This window comes from Streptomyces sp. NPDC003720 (genome assembly GCF_042875075.1).
Lineage (GTDB): Bacteria > Actinomycetota > Actinomycetes > Streptomycetales > Streptomycetaceae > Streptomyces.
The window spans coordinates 328,346-345,174 of the sequence record NZ_JBIANZ010000007.1 but is presented as its reverse complement, the minus strand read 5'-3'; the positions used below and the strand labels follow the sequence as shown (position 1 = coordinate 345,174).

Annotated in this window: 10 protein-coding genes and 1 tRNA gene; 6 read left to right on the top strand and 5 right to left on the bottom strand. The window is 70.1% G+C overall.

The window, feature by feature from the left end; translation table 11 throughout:
• Window positions 1-186: 186 nt before the first annotated feature.
• Entirely contained in the window at window positions 187-765 is a 579-nt protein-coding gene (locus ACFYU0_RS21430; protein WP_389303377.1) for a GNAT family N-acetyltransferase, read from the top strand.
• 67 nt (window positions 766-832) lie between these two features.
• Here ACFYU0_RS21430 and ACFYU0_RS21425 read toward each other — a convergent pair whose 3' ends face one another.
• Window positions 833-1,645, bottom strand: coding sequence for a dioxygenase (locus ACFYU0_RS21425; protein ID WP_389303374.1), 813 nt, complete (start codon window positions 1,643-1,645; stop codon window positions 833-835).
• A gap of 139 nt (window positions 1,646-1,784) precedes the next feature.
• Between ACFYU0_RS21425 and ACFYU0_RS21420 the strand changes: the two genes are divergently transcribed.
• On the top strand, window positions 1,785-2,294 hold the full coding sequence (locus tag ACFYU0_RS21420) for a MarR family transcriptional regulator (RefSeq protein WP_351664964.1): 510 nt from the start codon (window positions 1,785-1,787) through the stop codon (window positions 2,292-2,294).
• 40 nt (window positions 2,295-2,334) lie between these two features.
• On the opposite strand, the gene ACFYU0_RS21415 is transcribed toward ACFYU0_RS21420, so the two are convergent.
• Together ACFYU0_RS21415 and ACFYU0_RS21410 are read right to left on the bottom strand one after the other, a co-directional pair.
• Window positions 2,335-3,873, bottom strand: a complete 1,539-nt coding sequence (locus tag ACFYU0_RS21415; RefSeq protein WP_351664966.1) for an MFS transporter — start codon at window positions 3,871-3,873, stop codon at window positions 2,335-2,337.
• A gap of 255 nt (window positions 3,874-4,128) precedes the next feature.
• Window positions 4,129-4,773, bottom strand: coding sequence for a TetR/AcrR family transcriptional regulator (locus ACFYU0_RS21410; RefSeq protein WP_389303369.1), 645 nt, complete (start codon window positions 4,771-4,773; stop codon window positions 4,129-4,131).
• Between the two features lie 254 nt (window positions 4,774-5,027).
• Here ACFYU0_RS21410 and ACFYU0_RS21405 point away from each other — a divergent pair, with 254 nt between their 5' ends.
• From ACFYU0_RS21405 to ACFYU0_RS21390, 4 genes are all read left to right on the top strand, one after another.
• Window positions 5,028-6,305 (top strand): M6 family metalloprotease domain-containing protein, encoded by a 1,278-nt coding sequence (locus tag ACFYU0_RS21405; RefSeq protein ID WP_389303366.1) that lies wholly within the window; start codon window positions 5,028-5,030, stop codon window positions 6,303-6,305.
• Between the two features lie 195 nt (window positions 6,306-6,500).
• Window positions 6,501-8,126: an IclR family transcriptional regulator C-terminal domain-containing protein gene (locus ACFYU0_RS21400; protein ID WP_389303363.1), complete on the top strand. Its 1,626-nt coding sequence runs from the start codon at window positions 6,501-6,503 to the stop codon at window positions 8,124-8,126.
• A gap of 45 nt (window positions 8,127-8,171) precedes the next feature.
• Window positions 8,172-8,247 (top strand) — tRNA-Arg (locus ACFYU0_RS21395).
• Window positions 8,248-8,673: 426 nt separating this feature from the next.
• Window positions 8,674-9,090, top strand: a complete 417-nt coding sequence (locus ACFYU0_RS21390) for a hypothetical protein (protein ID WP_389303361.1) — start codon at window positions 8,674-8,676, stop codon at window positions 9,088-9,090.
• A gap of 192 nt (window positions 9,091-9,282) precedes the next feature.
• On the opposite strand, the gene ACFYU0_RS21385 is transcribed toward ACFYU0_RS21390, so the two are convergent.
• Both ACFYU0_RS21385 and ACFYU0_RS21380 read right to left on the bottom strand, forming a co-directional pair.
• Window positions 9,283-10,779: a hypothetical protein gene (locus tag ACFYU0_RS21385; RefSeq protein WP_389303359.1), complete on the bottom strand. Its 1,497-nt coding sequence runs from the start codon at window positions 10,777-10,779 to the stop codon at window positions 9,283-9,285.
• Window positions 10,776-16,673, bottom strand: coding sequence for a hypothetical protein (locus ACFYU0_RS21380; RefSeq protein ID WP_389303356.1), 5,898 nt, complete (start codon window positions 16,671-16,673; stop codon window positions 10,776-10,778). Before ACFYU0_RS21380 ends, ACFYU0_RS21385 begins: the two co-directional genes overlap by 4 nt.
• Window positions 16,674-16,829 lie beyond the last annotated feature (156 nt).

Here is a 16,829-nt window from a genome sequence, read left to right as displayed (position 1 = left end):
GGCTGGCGGGTGGTCCTTCGAACGCTCGGCACACGAACGGATCGTCTTGCGGATCTGACCCCTCTGGACTCTCCTCGAGTGCCCTGCATCCGTGGGAAACAACGACTGGAATCCGGACAGAATTCCCAACCCGACCCTCAATTTTTCTGATCATGCAGTACCCTGTCGGCCACACGGGGAGGCGCAATGCCGTTGACACACACGGAAGTGCAGGTCAGGCCGGGGGTCGAGGCGGATCTCGAAGCCCTCACGGAGATCTACAACCACTACGTGCGTGAGACGGCGATCACGTTCGACACGGCCATCTTCACCGCGGATGAGCGCCGCCCTTGGCTGCTCTCCCACCCGGAAGACGGCCCGCACCGCCTGATGGTTGCCACGGCGGCGGACTCACAGCGGATCCTGGGGTACGCCACATCCAGCCCTTACCGCGCGAAGCCCGCCTACTCCACCTCCGTGGAGACGACCGTGTACGTCGCCCCGGACTCCCTCAGAGGGGGCGCCGCCGGCCGCCGCGGCATCGGCACCCTGCTCTACCGCGCCCTCTTCAGGGCGCTGGCCGGCGAGGACCTGCACCGGGCGTACGCGGGCATCGCGCAGCCGAACGAGGCCTCGCGGCGGCTGCACGCCCGCTTCGGCTTCCGGCACGTGGGCACGTACCAGGAGGTGGGACGCAAGTTCGGCCGCTACTGGGACGTGGCCTGGTACGAGAAGGAACTCGGGCAGGCCCCCCTCGGCCAGGCGCTCCACGAGCGCCCTGCGTAGGCGCCGCGCGGGCACTGCGCGCCGACGCGCCGCGAGCGCACGGCGCGGGCGCCCCGCGGGCAGCCGCTCAGCCGAACTGCAGCGACCGCTTCGCCAGCCCCATCCAGAACCCGTCGATCACCGACTTCTGCGCGTCCAGCTCGCCGCCCGCCTCGGCCGCGCCCATGGTGACGAAGAGCGGGGCGAAGTGCTCGGTGCGCGGGTGGGCGTAGCGGCCCGCCGGGGCCTTGTGGAGGAAGTCCAGCAGGTCGTCCCAGTCGCGGGCCTCCAGGGCTCTGCGGCCCCAGTCGTCGAACTCGGCGGACCAGGTCGGCACGCCGGCCCCGGTGTGCCGCAGGGCGGCGAGGTTGTGGGTGAAGAAGCCGGAACCCACGATCAGCACGCCCTCGTCGCGCAGCGGGGCCAGCTTGCGGCCGATGTCCATCAGCCGGACCGGGTCGAGGGTCGGCATGGAGATCTGCAGGACGGGGATGTCGGCATCCGGGAACATCTCGACGAGCGGCACATAGGCGCCGTGGTCCAGGCCGCGGTCGGGCATGTCCTGGACCGGGACGCCGGGGGCGCGCAGCAGCTTGCGGACGGACGCGGCCAGCTCGGGCGCGCCCGGGGCGGCGTACCGGACCCGGTAGTAGTGCTCGGGGAAGCCCCAGAAGTCGTAGACGAGCGGGACGGTCTCGACGGCGCCGAGGGCGAGCGGGGCCTCCTCCCAGTGGGCGGAGACCATGAGGATCGCCTTGGGGCGCGGCAGACCGGCCGACCAGGCGGCGAGCTGCCCCGGCCAGACCGGGTCGTCGGCGAGCGGCGGGGCGCCGTGGCTGAGGTAGAGGGCGGGCATGCGCTCCCGCCCGGCAGCGGACGTCTCCTGCGGTGCGGCGGACATGACGGCGGCTCCCGGTGCTCGGTTCCTGCGAGACGCACCCTTCGAGACTCCGAAAGATGCTTTAAGTCTCAAGCTCTATGACTGCACACTACGCCCGACTTGTTCAAGTTTCAAGGAGATGCCTCGTACAGTGGGACACATGAACACGGCAACGGACTCCGCCGGCCGGCACCGCTGGCTCACCGACGAGGAGCAGCGCGTCTGGCGCGCCTACCTGCACGCCACCACCCTCCTGGAGGACCACCTCGACCGGCAGCTCCAGCGCGACGCGGGCATGCCGCACGTCTACTACGGCCTCCTCGTCGGCCTCGCCGAGGCGCCGCGCCGCCGGCTGCGGATGACCGAGCTGGCGATGAGGTCCAAGATCACCCGCTCCCGGCTGTCCCACGCGATCGCCCGGCTGGAGAAGAACGGCTGGGTCCGCCGCGAGGACTGCCCCTCCGACAAGCGCGGTCAGTTCGCGGTGCTCACCGACGAGGGCGCCGAGGTGCTGGGCCGCACCGCCCCCGGCCATGTGGCCGCCGTACGCCAGGCCCTGTTCGAGCGGCTGACCCCGGAACAGCAGAAGGCCCTCGGCGAGATCATGGAGATCGTCGCCGAGGGCCTCCAGCCCAACGAGGCGGGTGCGGACCTTCCCTGGCTCCGCTGACCCACCGCGCCCTACGCCCGGTGGGTCGCCCCGAGGCCGGTCAGTGGGCCACCACCGGCACCGGGATCTCGTCCTCGACGCCCTCGCCGGAGGCGACCGGGGTGGAGCCCGGGCGGCCGGCGTTGACGAAGGTGAAGGCGATCAGCGCGGCGAGGGCCAGGATGCCGACGGCGAAGCCGATCGCCGTGCTGTAGCCGTGCACCATGCCCTGCAGGCCCACGAGCTGCTGCTGCGGCTTGGTGGCCGCACCGGCGATGTGGTCCTTGATGTACGAGGTCTTCGCGGACGCGGCGATGGTGTTCAGCAGGGCGGTGCCGATCGCGCCGCCCACCTGCTGCGAGGTGTTGACCATCGCGGAGGCGACACCGGCGTCCCGGGGCTCGACGCCCGAGGTCGCGAGGGACATCGCCGGCATGAACGCCGTGCCCATGCCGAGGCCGAGCAGCACCATCGCGGGCAGCAGCAGCGTCGCGTACGACGAGCCGATCTCCATCTGCGTCAGCAGCAGCATGCCGAACCCGGCGACCAGGAAGCCGGGGCCCATGAGCAGCCGGGCCGGGACGCGGGTCATCAGCCGGGTGCCGATCTGGGTGGAGCCGGTGATCATGCCCGCCACCATCGGCAGGAACGCGAAACCGGTCTTCACCGGCGAGTAGCCCTTCACGACCTGCAGGTAGTAGGTCAGGAAGAGGAACAGGCCGAACATGCCGATGATGGCGAGGCCGAGGGAGAGGTAGATGCCGCCGCGGTTGCGGTCGGTGACCACGCGCAGCGGCAGCAGCGGGGCCTTGACCCGGGACTCGACCAGCACGAAGGCGAGGAGCAGCACCGCGGACGCGACGAACATCGCGACGGTCACGGTGTCGCCCCAGCCGTCGGACTCGGCGCGGGTGAAGCCGTAGACGAGCGCGAACAGGCCGAGGCTGGAGAGGATCACGCCGGGGATGTCGAGCGGGGAGCGGTTGCGGCCGCCCTCGGGCTCACGGATGACGAACCAGGCGCCGAGCGCGGCGACGACGGCGAACGGGACGTTCACGAAGAAGGTCCAGCGCCAGTCCAGGTACTCGGTGAGGAAACCGCCGAGGATCAGGCCGACGGCGCCGCCGCCACCGGCGATCGCGCCGTAGATCCCGAACGCCTTGGCGCGCTCCTTGGCGTCCGTGAACATCACGGCGAGCAGGGACAGCGCGGCCGGGGCGAGCAGGGCGCCGAAGACACCCTGCAGGGCGCGGGCGCCGAACATCATGGTGCCGGTGGTGGCGGCGCCGCCGAGCGCGGAGGCGGCCGCGAAGCCGCCGAGGCCCAGCACGAAGGCGCGCTTGCGGCCCCACAGGTCGGCGACCCGGCCGCCGAAGAGCAGCAGACCGCCGAAGGCGAGGGCATAGGCGGTGACGACCCACTGCCGGTTGCCGTCGGAGATGCCGAGGTCGGTCTGGGCGGAGGGCAGCGCGATGTTCACGATGGTGGCGTCGAGGACGACCATCAGCTGGGCGAGCGCGATGAAGACCAGCGCTTTCCAGCGGTTGGCGTCACCGCTCGGTGCGGTGAGGCCGGGAGCCTTGAGGGCTGCTTCGGACATGGAGGTACCCACTTCGGGACTTCGTGACGGAAAAAAGACGTAGGTATGGGCGGCGCGTCGGCAGCGACGGCGACGGCCGGAAGCTCGTTTCACCGGCCCGGTGCGGCCGGCAGCACCCCGGCGCTCCGGGTGCTTTCAGTGCTCTGCGTGCTGTGAATGCTGTGAGTGCTCTGCGTGCTGTGGGTGGGGACCGGTGCGCGGTCCCGGACTGATCGGTCGTGCCGGTCGGTCGTGCCGGTCGGTCAGGCTGGTCGGTCAGGCTTTGCGGAGGTCCTCCATGGTCACGGGTGTGCCCGGCAGGACGGAGCGGCCCGGAGCCCGCAGACCGTCCAGGAACAGCTGGAGATGACGGTGTGCGAAGCGGTCGACGCTGCAGCAGTCCGTGCCGGCCGGCGGCCGGCTGAGCTGGGCGACGGCGACCATCAGGTCACCGACACCCACGTCGGAGCGGAGCAGCCCGGCCCCCTTGGCCCGGTCCATGAGGTCCTCGACGATGCGCTCGACGCGCTCGCGGGCGGCCTCCAGATCGGGGTGGTGCTGGTCGAACGTGCTGGTGACCATCGGGCACAGGGCGCTGATCCGTTCGTCCGCGGCGGCGTGCACGAAGCGCTCCAGCGCCTCGAACGCGTCGCCGCCCTCGGACAGCGCCTGTTCGGCGACCCGTACGGTCCGGTCGAGGACCGAGCAGACGACCTCGCGGACGAGGGCGTCGCGGTCCGGGAAGTTGCGGTACACCGTGGCATTGCCGACACCGGCCCGGCGGGCGATCTCGTCGAAGGGCACGTCCGGCCCGTGTTCGACGAACATCTCCCGGGCGGCGGTGACGATCCGCTCCCGGTTGCGCAGGGCGTCGGCGCGAGGCCGGGACACCTTGCGCGGCGTGGGGAGGGCGGTCTGCACGGCGTACTCCTGGTCTGGTGACTCTGCGATCCGGGGAATGGATCCCCGTTTCGCGCGGACACAGGTCTAAACGGGGAGCAGGTCCCCGGTTATTTCCCCCTCGCCGAAAACATTCCCGTGACCTGGCTCACACCTGCCGCTCCGTGGATTCCCACGATCGGCTGCTCCAGCGCGCGCCCTCCCGCCCGTCGACCCAGGGTGATCACAGGTGCAGTCGTCAGACCTGCGGCTGCCGTGGAGCGGGAGGTCCATGCATGCAGCCGCCGTCGCCACGCCGCCGCATACGCCCGCGCCGCGCGACCGCCCTGGCCTCGGTGAGCATCCTGACCCTCGCGGTCAGCACCTCAGCCGGCAGCGGGCCGCTGACGGCGTCCTCGACCGCCGGCCCGGCCGGCCTGGTCCGCTCCTCCGCCCTCTCCCCCTGCATGATCCGCGGCGGCATGGACGTGCAGATGACGGAAGGCGTCCCCACCCCGGTCGGCTACTCCCGCTCCACCGGCACGGTCCGCGCCCTCACCCTGATGATCGACTTCTCCGACGCTCCCGGGCAGGGCAGCGCCGAGGACCGCTTCCACGAGTTCTTCCCGCAGACCCAGGAGTGGTTCCGCACGGCGTCCTACGGCCGGCTCGACTACCGCCCGGAGACCCCGATACCCGGCTGGCTGCGCATGCCGAAACCGTTCAAGGCGTACGGCATAGAGCGCGGCGCACCCTTCGACCCCGGCTACCGCCAGCTCGTGCAGGACATGGTGGCCGCCGCCGACCCCGACGTGGACTTCCGCTCGTACGACCTGCTGAACGTGCTGGTCACCCCCAACGCCGGCCCCTCCGCCCTGGACACCGTGCTGTCCGTGACCTTCGCCGGCAACTCCGACGCCCCAATCGCCGACGGCGTCGTCGTCGCCAACGCCTCCTTCGTCTACTCCCGCCAGGACGACGGCTCCGGCTCCTACGGCCACACCGGCTACCGGGTACTCCCCCACGAGAACGGCCACACCTTCGGGCTGCCCGACCTCTACACCCAGGAGGGCGGCTCGGCGGTCGGGCACTGGGACATCATGAGCGAGGACTGGGGGGTCAACAACGACCTCCTCGGCTGGCACAAGTGGAAACTGGGCTGGCTGGACGGCACCCAGGTCGGCTGCGCGGCCCGCCCCGGCCGCACCGACTACACGCTGACACCGCTGTACCGGCCCGGCGGCGGGAAGCTGGTCCTCATACCGATAGACCAGCGCACCACCTACGCACTGGAACTGCGCGCGCCGGGGGGCAACGACGAGACGGTGTGCGAGCCGGGCATCCTCATCTACAAGGTCGACGCCACCGTGGACACCGGGCGCGGCCCGATCACTGTCTTCGACGCCCACCGCCACAGCGGCGGCTGCACCCGAAGCCCCAACGTCCAGGCCGAACTCTCCGACGCCCCCTTCACCACCGGCGAGTCCTTCAAGGACCCGCGCCATGGGATCACGGTCGAGATGACCGCGACGGGGAACGACGGGGAGTTCAAGGTACGGGTCACTCGGCGGTAGCCGGTGGTTGGGTGGTGAAGGTCATCCGGCTGTGGTGAGCCACAGCGGATCACCCGGCAGCGGCGGGGACGCGGCAGCGTGACGACGTGACGACGTGACGACGTGACGACGTGACGACGCCGGCCGGGCACCGCACCGGGCGGTCTACCGTAGGCGTTCCCGCAAGTCGCCGTACCGGACCGGAGAACCGAGCCGATGCCCCCGAGAACCGCCCTGGACCAGGACGCCGCGCCCGGCCCGCCGGCCGAGGCGGTCGCGCCGCTGATGCGCGGGATCGCCGTGCTGCGGCGACTGACGCTGGCGGGCGGGACGCTCAGCCCCAGCGAGCTGGAACGGGCGACCGGGCTCGCCCGCTCCACGGTCGACCGGATCACCGCCACCCTGGCCCGCATGGGATACGTCCGCCACGACGCCCGGGACGTCGTCCTCACCCCCCGTGTGATGGAACTGGGCAACGCCTACCTGGCCGCCCTGCGCCTGCCCGCCCTGCTCGACGCCCGCGCGGACGCCCTGGCCGACGAACTGGACGAGTCGGTGTCCCTCGCCGTCGCCGACCTCGACGGCGTCCGCTTCATTCACCAGGCAACCCGCCGCCGAGCGATGTCGGTGAGCTTCCGCATAGGCGACCTGCTCCCGGCCGAACGCACCGCGCCGGGAGCGTTGTTCGCGGCCGAGTGGGACCAAATGGACTGGGCGCGCTGGCACTCCCGGCTGTCCGGCGACCCGGCGGACGCCCCCTTCCCCGCGCTGCCCCCTCAACCCACGCCTGCCGTTCCACAGTTGCCGGATTTCGAGACGAGGGCGGCGCAGGCCCGCCGGGACGGCTGGGCGGTGGACGACCAGTTGATCGAGCCGGGCCTGGTCGCGGTGTCCGTGCCGGTACGGGACCCGGCGACCGGCCGGGTGGCGTGCGTGGCGAGCGTGGTCAGCCACACCAGCCGGCACACGGCGGCCGACCTGCGCACCACCCTGCTGCCCAGGCTGCGCACGGCGGTCGCCGCCATGGAGGCCGACCTGCGGCAGGCGCCCCCGCCGGAGCCCGGCCCGGTCCCCACGGGCCTGGCGGCCTGGACCACGGCGTCCAAGCACGAACTGGGGCGCGAGTTCATCGAGTCCCTGGCCCGGGGCCTGACCGTGCTGACCGCGTTCGGCGAGGGCCGCTCGGCGCTGCCGCTGACCGAGGTGGCCCGGGCGACCGGCCTGGCCCGGGCAACGGCCCGGCGGGCGCTGATCACCTACGAACACCTGGGCCTGGTGACCACCGGACCCGACCCCCGCACCTTCACCCTCACCCCGCGCGTCCTGGACCTGGGCTTCCCGCCGCTGTCCCGCACCACGCTCCCCCGCCTCGCCGCGCCCCACCTCAGGGCCCTCGCCGACCGGCTGCACGAGCCGACGGCACTGGCGGTCCTGGCGCCCGGCACGGGAACGGAGATCCAGTACACGGCAGGAGCGGGCGCGAGCCGGGTCCTCACCGTGGACATCGCGGTCGGCGCACGTCTCCCGGCCGCCGGGACCTCGCTGGGCCGCGTCCTGCTCGCCGACGCCGAGGGCCCCCTGCCCTCCGCCCTCGCCGAGATCCGCGCCCAGGGCTACGCACTGGCCGACGAGGAGCTGGAATCAGGGCTGCGCTCCATCGCAGTACCGGTACGCGACCGGAGCGGCCGGGCGGTCGCCGCGGTGAACGTGGCCACACACGCGGCCCGCCGAACCCTCCAGAACTGCGTCACAGACCTGCTCCCCGCCCTCCGCTCCACCGCCGACCACATCCAGGCAGACCTCCACACCGCCTCCCGCTTCACCCACGTCCCCCCGTCCTGATCCACCGCCCCGCCCTGATCCGGTACCCTGTGGACCGAGTACAGCGCCTTCGTAGCTCAGGGGATAGAGCACCGCTCTCCTAAAGCGGGTGTCGCAGGTTCGAATCCTGCCGGGGGCACCATGCCTGACCAGGCACGATGCACCAGAAAGGCCCCTCGGAAGTGATCTCCGCGGGGCTTTTTGGTCTCACATGGGAACGAATGGGAACGCGCCGTCAGGCAGCGTCCTTCGCGGGACCTGGGCCCCCCGGCTTTCCCTCTTTCGCCCGGACGCCGCTGGCATGGCCCCGTTCACGTCGGCGCCCTCGATGCCGACCCACTGACACCCCTCCAACCGCTTGCCGCGCTCTTCCAGGCCAAGTTCTTCTACGCCCCGAAAGCGCCCGAGGCAGAGATCACCCCTCAAGGGCAGGGTCGACTGGAGCGCGCCCACGCCGTGCCGCAGACCCGGGTCGAGCCCACCAAACACCAGACTTACTCATCAATCTTTATGCCTGGCAGACTGGCGGCAATAAAGTACAGCGTGGAGGTGTTGCATGCCCAAGCCCATGAGGACCATCGAGGTCGACGATGAGGTGTTCGCCTACTTGCAGCGTCACAGTGAACCGCTCGTTGATACCCCGAATGATGTCCTGCGTCGTGAACTCCTGAAGGGCGAGAAGCCGCCCGCCGACAAGACGGGCGGCCGCAAGACCGGTGCCCTGATGTCCGTCATCGAAGCCGGCCTGGCCGCAGCCGGGGACAAGGTCCGCCACCACCAGTCGAGACTCAAGCGGACCCACGATGCCACCATCACTGCTGACGGCTGGATCGAAATCCCCGACGGCCGGGCATTCCCCCAGCCTTCCCCCGCGCTGAAGGCGCAGACCGGGAGCGACATCAACGGGTGGGGCCAGTACACGCACGTCCCCAGCGGACGCCGCCTGCAGGAATTGCGCGAAGAGGTTGCGAAACGCCAGGCGTGAAGCCCGCCAGAAACTAGGGGCAGGTCCGCTCGGGCGAGCCTGTCAGGGTCGTCCGGGCGGACCCACGCCGACGCGTACACGGTCGTACGTGCCCCGCTCCTCCACCTGCCGAACTGCGGTCACCGGATTCGGCGAGCGCCTTGACTGGCACGCCGCCGAACCGCTGGCGACGGCTTATGGGGACGCCAGACGTCAGCAGCGGGAGAGCGCTTCCAGCAGGTCTCGGAGCAGAGCATCGTCGAGAGGTGTTCGGTGGGCAAGCTTGTTGCGTGCCCACCGAAGCGTGCGCAGTTGGCGGAACTGAGCCTCGGTGAGGTCGATGTCGCGGTGCACAGCCGCGTCGTAAAGCTCGCCGAGTTCCATGGATGCGAGGTCTGCCGCCGAACCGTTGGCGCCACGCAGGGACTGCCGGACGTACGTGTCGACGAGTCGTGCGATGCCGCGTACCGCAATGCGTGGGAGTAGCTCGATGAAGCCGAGGCGGACGTCGTCGATCAATGGCAGCAGCACGCGGTTCTGGGCCTGCCACACCAACTTGTCGAGCTCCGAGCCGCCGTGTGTCGCCACACCGGAGCGGGGACTGCGGCGAATCTGCCCCTCCCAACTGTCGACCAGCCCGGCCGACCATGCTTCGCGCAGCCCTTGCTCGGGGAGCTGCGCGTATGCCGCGCCGGACGTCGCGCGGCCGTAGGCGCCGTGCGACGTGGGGTCGGCGCAGCACTCACGCAGAGCGGAAGCAAGATCCTTGATCTTGCCGTTCCAGGTGTCGGCCAGCTTCACGGCGAGCTCCAAATCGGGGCCAGCTGCTTGGACGACCGTCTCGCAGCGCAGGGCGTGCCGGATGAGCTTTCCGGGCGTCATGCGGTCGTGGGCATGCCCGGCGCCCGCATGAGGAATGGCATCGGCCACCACCGTGGCCGTGTCTAGGTGGCTCCAGACGCCCCACCACCAGTGTGGTCTCGACACCGTTCCGTCGAGGAGCGCCACGGTGTCCTCCTCCAGGTCCTGTAGGCGAGAGGCCACGAGGAGCCGCGGCCGATCGCCCGGTTTGAGGCCGGCCTCCTTCACAGCAGCCTGGAAGCGACGTATCAGTCGGGACACGGCGAGCGGGTCCGCCTCGGCCCACGCGCGGACGACGAGCACGGGCGCACGGCGGTCCGGGTCGGTGACCAGCTCCGAGACCAGGTCTCCGTGCAGATTGAGACTGTCGGCAAGGCGCACGGCGATGTCGGTGACCGGGCTATCGGAGGGCCTGGCAGCGACGGCTGCACCGAGGGGACGAGCCTCGGACGGGCCGGAGCTGCCGACCCGTCCGGAGAGGCCGAACGGGTCCCAGTCACCGAAGCCGTCGTCAATGTCGAAGCCGTCCTCGGAGCTCCGAGCGACAGGCGCCCCCTCGGTGCCGAGTGCATCCCACAGGTACCGCGCGTCCGGCGTGGTCGTCCTCAGCGGGGGACGCGGGTGCGTCTCCTTGCGCGGTATGTCCACGACGTCGTCAAGGCGGTGGATCACCGCCTCCAGGGCGCGGTCCGCGCGGTCCGACTCCACCTCGTTGTCCGGGAACAGCCAGACGCAGGTGAGCCCGGCGCGCAGGTCGGCGAGGACCCGCGCACAGTGGCGTCGCGCACCCGGCAAGTGCAAGACGACCTCAGGAGACAGGATGCCGACCGGTCCGATGAGCTCGGTCACATCGACCCGTCCTGCAGCCCCGCCACGGTCCGGAGCGCGCGGAAGGTGACGCTGTCGACGGTGAGGCTCTCGCCATCGTCGTCGAGGATCCCAAGCGCCTCCAGATCTGCCAGCAGTGCCTCAGCCTCGTCCAGGTCGTCATCGAGCACGACGGCGAGATCCTGGGGAACGGCATGGGCCTTGCCCTGGCGGTGCTCCTCCAGGCTGAACATGTCGGCCCAGGCGGCCATCTGCCGCACATGGCGTTCCGAGAGTCCGACCCGTCGCAGGTGGTCGGAGGCGGGACCAGGGTCGTCCATGCGGCCACGCATCGCCTCGAAGAGGTTCTCCCGGGGGGCGCCGTGGATGTACTGGGCGATGGTCTGCTCGACGATGGCGGGCCAGCCCCCGGTTGCTTCAATGAGGTTGCGCCGCTCCTGGGCCGAAACGAACGGCTGTTCTGGCCACGCCCGGAGACTGGTGGTGTTCCAACGCCGGGGCTGAACTCGGAACACCTCCGGGAGATCAAGACCGGACGCGGTCAGTGGGTCGACGACGGCCAGCGTGCGCCGCCGCGGAATCTCCTTGCCGTCCTCCTCCGATGCCGAGGCGTACTTGGCGAGTCGTTCGACCGCGTCCCGGACGTCCGCCGAGGGAACGCCACGCAGGTCAAGGAAGAGCAGATGCGGCGTGTGCTCCCGGGCCCACTTGGTGACGGTCTGTGCCAGTTCCGCCGTCGGCACCGACACGAACTGGCGGCCCTCTCCGGCGTGCTGCTTCGCGGCTTTGTCCAGGACTCCGGCGCCGAGTGCCTCCGTAGCCGTGATCATCGTGATGCGCCGGGAGAGCGCGTCGTACCACTGCTCGTCCGTCAGCGGGCTCATGCGCATGACCTGACGGCGGTCGACACCGATGGACCGGCGGGCCACGCGCGGGTTGTAATCGTACTTCTGTGTGAACTCGCTGGTGCGCAGCTCCGCGTCGAGTTCGTCGCGGGTGCCGAGCATGTTGACGATGTTCGGGCTGCGCATGACGAAGCTGTTACTCCGTCCCTGGAGCGGGAGGACCAGACCGAGGCCCTCCATCTCCATCAGGTCGGTGCGGACCTCGTCCACGCCGTTCTGCTCCGGGAAGCCGTCCGGCCATACGCCGTGCGCCTGTTCCTGCAACTCCTGCGGCGTGTAGCCGCGAGCGTAGCCGTCCGTGAGGCTTCGCAGGGCCAAGATCAGGGTCAGAACGCGGTACCGGTCCTCCAGGTCGATGGTCAGCCGAAGCCGGTCGCGGATCTTGTCCCGGATGCCTCCGGAAGCGACGACCTTCTGCACGTCGGCAGCGGTGATCCGGGGGCGCCCGCCGTCCGGAGACAGGGCGCGGCTCTGCATCTCCTCGACCAGCCCCTCGCAGACGATCTGTACGAGGTTGGCCTGGTTGTTGGTCAGGGCCAGGATGCGCCAGACAAGGTCGGAGTTCTCGAAGAACAGTCCGACCGCGGCCAGCGGTTCGACGACCAGGTCAACCGCAGCCTTCGGGCGCAGCGGGCCAACCAGGACCGGCTCGCCGCCGTGCCCGGTGATGGAGTTGGTGAGCCGGTTGTACCGCTGCACCTGATGCAGACCCGCGAACACGATCTTGAAGCGGCGTTCGGTGTCGGCCATCAACTGCATCAGGCTGGCGAGGGTCCGGAAGGTGGACTGCGCTCCGGCCGTATCGACGGGCCGGGCGTCGGCATTGAGGAAGGCGTCCGCCTCGTCGGCCAGAAAGAGAATGCGCCGCTCCGAGCTCTCGTCCAGCCATTGCCGGATCCGAGCGGCAACGGCAGCCGGGACCACGTTCCCCGACGTGCTGTTGTCGAGCACACCCACAAGCTTCAGCTGCTCGGCCAGCACGCTCCAGATTTCGTTCGGGAGCCGGCTGAGCCCGATCTCGGCGATGCGAAGATCCGTGTAGACCGCGACCTGGTTGCCGCCGTGCCCAGCCTGGAAGCTGTCCGCCACCTGTCGGAGCAGTGAGGACTTGCCCAGCTGCCGCCCGCCGTAGAGGAAGAGGCCGCCCTCTCGAGCCATGATCGCGCTTTTCTCGTCGTCGCGGCCCTTGAAGACCTCGGCTGAGACCTGCCCGGCCTGGAAAGGCTCGTACGGTCGGTACGCCGCCCACGGCAGCGTCACCCGCTGCACCGCACGGAAGGAACGGGCCTCGCCTGCAGCGATCCAGCCGAAGACAGCCGGGTCGACGACGATCGCCTGCTGCGGCTTCTGGTACGAGGCCTGCGCGAGGCGTCGGCGTCCGCCGATGCCGAGCGGTTGCAGGTAGAGGATGATGTTGGCGCCGAGTGCGGCTTCCGGCAGGTGACGCAGCAGGGCGTCTGGACCGAGCTCTTCGTTCGCGACGACGAGGACTCGGTAGAGGCCACCGGCGCGGGAACCGAGCCGCGACACGTAACCGGGTACATTGTCGCTGATCTCTGCGGTGATCGAGAGCGTCATCACCTGCCAGTCCTTCCGGTCCTGGTCCCCGAGCCGGACCGGCCCCTTGATGCTCAGGCCGAGCATGCGCAGCACGCTGGGGACGTGCTTCTGGAAGGAGTTGCGGCGCTCGTTCGGTCGCCCGAGCGAGTCCCAGGCTTCCAGGGCCACACTGACCGCGTCGGTCTTGGCCTGCCGGGCGCGCCCGCGTGCGTAGTGGTCGAACCACCAGCGCGCGCTGACTCCCGTGCTGCTGGCCTTGGGGGCGTCCGGGTGCCGCACGCCCTCCAGGAAGGCTGCCATCTCCGCGCCGGTCTCAGCGGCCTGTTCCGGAATGCTCTCGCCCTTGCGTGCGAAGGAGAGCAACTCCTCGGCAGTGGCGACGTCCCCCCGATCGATGAGACCGCTGATCCGGGCGACGTCTGCCTCTCTCAGGTTCAGGCCAGCCAGTTGCTCGCGCAGTTGGTCGGTCTTCTCCGACACCCTGATGCTCAGCTGGGTGACCACATCCCGCACCTGCTCCAGCCGCCGACGGAACCGCAGGGCGTTGTCCCAGTTCTCGAGATCGAGAAGCTGGGCCGCCAAGTGGCTCTCCTGCTCGGGGGTGAGCAGGTTCTGCAGGCGTACCTGGGCGAAGAGGTCAGCGGCCTCACGCAGGGCCGCGCCGGCCTTCACACGCCACTCGGCCTCTGCGTCACCGAGCCGACGCCGCAGCGCGTCCCCCTGGCCTGCTTCCGGCGTGGAAACGGCGCGGAGTCGGCCCGTCTCCACGAGTTCGACGAGCCGTTCGGCGAGGTGCAGGTCACCGCGGCCGATGTGGACGGCGAACGCCCTCCCCGGATCGGTCGCATCCGTGAGCTCCAGCAGGGCGTCCAGCGCGCCTGCCGCGGATAGGTCTGGAATGTCCTGACCTCCGGCCGTCGTGATCCAGGTCAGGCCCGGCAGGACGAGCAGCGAGTCGGTACTGGGCAACCCACGTACGGTCCCCGGCGGAACCAGGGAACGTCCGGTATGGATCCAGTTGAGCAGCAGCCGCACCGCTTCGCCACCGGGACCGGGCAGCGGTGCCGCCTGCAGTGCCGCCTGGACCGCAGCCACCAACTCGCTGCGGAGACGTCGGCTGTCACCACGCGGCGGCATCTCAGCGACCTGCACCGCCTCACGCAGAAGCATCGTCACCTCTCCAATGCGCCCGCGCAGTTGATCCAGAGCCGTAGCAATGATCTTGGCCTTCCGCTGGTTGGGCGAACTGACCCGGCGCGTCGTGTCCCTGATGATCCGATCGACGGAGTCGTCTTCCCCGTAGGTGTTCTCAAGATCCTTGCGCAGTTGTTCAGGGGTTGCCGCGCCTACCGACCATGCCGTGATCAGGTTGAGGGTGCGGCCGAGTTCCGCGTCGTCCTTGAGCAGGGTCTGGAGCACCCGCGAGGCGAGCTGGTAGGCGATCTTGCTGGTCGGCAGGCGGCGCTTGAGGGCCTCCGCCCGTTCACCCAGATCCATCGGATCGACGGTGTCGTCCTGCTTGAGGTTGAACTCCTCGCCCGGCTGGACCGACACTCCCCTGCGGACCTCCTGGGCCAGCATCCGGAACAGCTCGTTCCAGACCTCGGGCAGGCCGGGCAACTGGGCGAAGTCGTTGACGATCGGCAGCGCCCAACCTGCCTGCAGGCCGCTGCGTACGGCGGCGGCCAGGGCAACGAGGTATCCGTCCCGGTCCTCCGCGGTCGACAGCGGGCCGCGCTCCTCCTCGATGTTGAGCTGCAGGGCCATCGCCGTCTGCTGGCCGGGCGCCAGCCCGAACGCCGACGCGGCGAAGGCGAGGGAGTGACACCGCTCCTCCCGTTCCCCAGCCGCCCGGCTCAGCCAGTAGGCCTCGGCCAGCCTGCCCTCGGCGATCAACGTCTCCGTCGGGGAGGGGCGATCGCCTGTCCGCGTCCAGATGCCGGTCGACCCAACGGTCGCGGTTGGCCCGCCGGGCTCCGCGGCCTCCCGTTCGTCCTCGTCCGGCGTCTGCTGCGAGTCGTCCGACGGGAGGGCTGCCTGCGGTGCCGCCGACTGCCATGGTGCGGTGCGCGGTTGCGGGAGGGCGGTGATCTGTCCGAGACGTTCCTCCGGCCCGTCCATCGTCCGCGCGGCCGTCGCCGTCGAAGGGGCTGTCGCGAGCGGCACCTCCTCACGTTCGGTTACATGTGCGTCTGTCGCGGGCTCCGTCTCCTCGCCGTCCGAACCCGCCTCTTCGAAAACCGGTGCCTCGGCGCCCATGAGCGGCTCGGACGGCCGGGCGGCAGACTCTCGCTGTGGTGCCTTCTCCTCGGCTGCGGCGGGAATGGTGTGCGCACCCGCCTCAGCAAGCGGCTCTTCGCCCGGCGTGCTTTCCGCCGCCCCGCCCGTCGTGTCGGGCGCAGGGGACCTCTCCCCGGTGACTGGGGCCGCCGACCGGGACTCAGACGGAACCCCGTCGATCAACCGAAGCTCTTCAAGCCGGGTGTCGATGGCGCCGATCGCCGCCTGCAGCCCGCTCAGCACGCCCGGATTGCTCGTCCCGGCCAACATCGTAACGAGCCGCGCCCGATCGGCCACGGCTGCTTCGATCTCCTCACGAACCTTCGCCGCGCGAACGTCTGCCAGGATCCGGTCGAGATCGTCATGGGTCTGCTCGTCCGTCCAGCGGGCCTCGCTGTCGAGGCCGAGAACCAACTCGGCTGTCTTGGCTCGTCGACCGAACCAGGCGTCCAAAGCAGCGGACACCTGAGCGTCCCTCGCGCCCAGGCCCCTGCGGATGTCCGTCGCAAGGCTCTCCAGCCGACCCGCCAATACCTCACCCTCCCTGCGCAGTCGATGCGCGGCGGCTACGAGTTGTTCGGCGAGGTCGTCGGGCACCAGGTGCTCCCTGTCGGCGAGTTGTGATTGCGTGCTGTGCTGGATCTCTTGCGAGGCCTGGACCGTGCCGGCCAGGCGTGTCCCCGCCCTGGCGTAGCGCCGGCGGAGCTTCGGCGGCTCGGGCCACGGTGCCGGGGTCGCAGCGGCTTCCCAGAGGGCGTCCCAGTGCTCCAGGACGCCCTGACGTTCGGGCGGGTTCTCGTCGGTGAGCGCGTACCAGTGGAGGGTCAGACATGCGAGTGACGGCGGCAGAGCCGCGAACGTCGACTTCAGGCCCTCGGCATCCGCTTGAGGCAGGCCCTGCCCGGCGAAACCGTGCTGGCGGGCCATCTTGTCGGCAACCTCGTGTCCGACCTCGGCGATATGCAGGAGCAGGTTCGCGGGAGCCTTGGCAACCCAGAAACGCATGCCTGAGGCGGTCGCGCGAGCCTGCTGTGTCGGTTCGCTCTGGTATCGGAACGTGTGGCCATGGACGACCGCGAGGAAGGCCAGCAGGTGTTGCAGGGATTCTGACGGTTGGTTGGAAAGCCAACGGCGCAGTTCATGAGCTGGCGACACATGCCGTATCTTCACACCTTCTCCACTCTCCTCGCCAGCCGCACGCGCGATGAAATCGGCAGCTCAACGATGTCTCTGGGGCCTGTGAACAAAGAGATTGACGAGGGCGGGCGCGCCTGACGCCCGCCGAGCGGTCATGTGGGCCGGGGTGCCATCACGGTGTCGCGATGG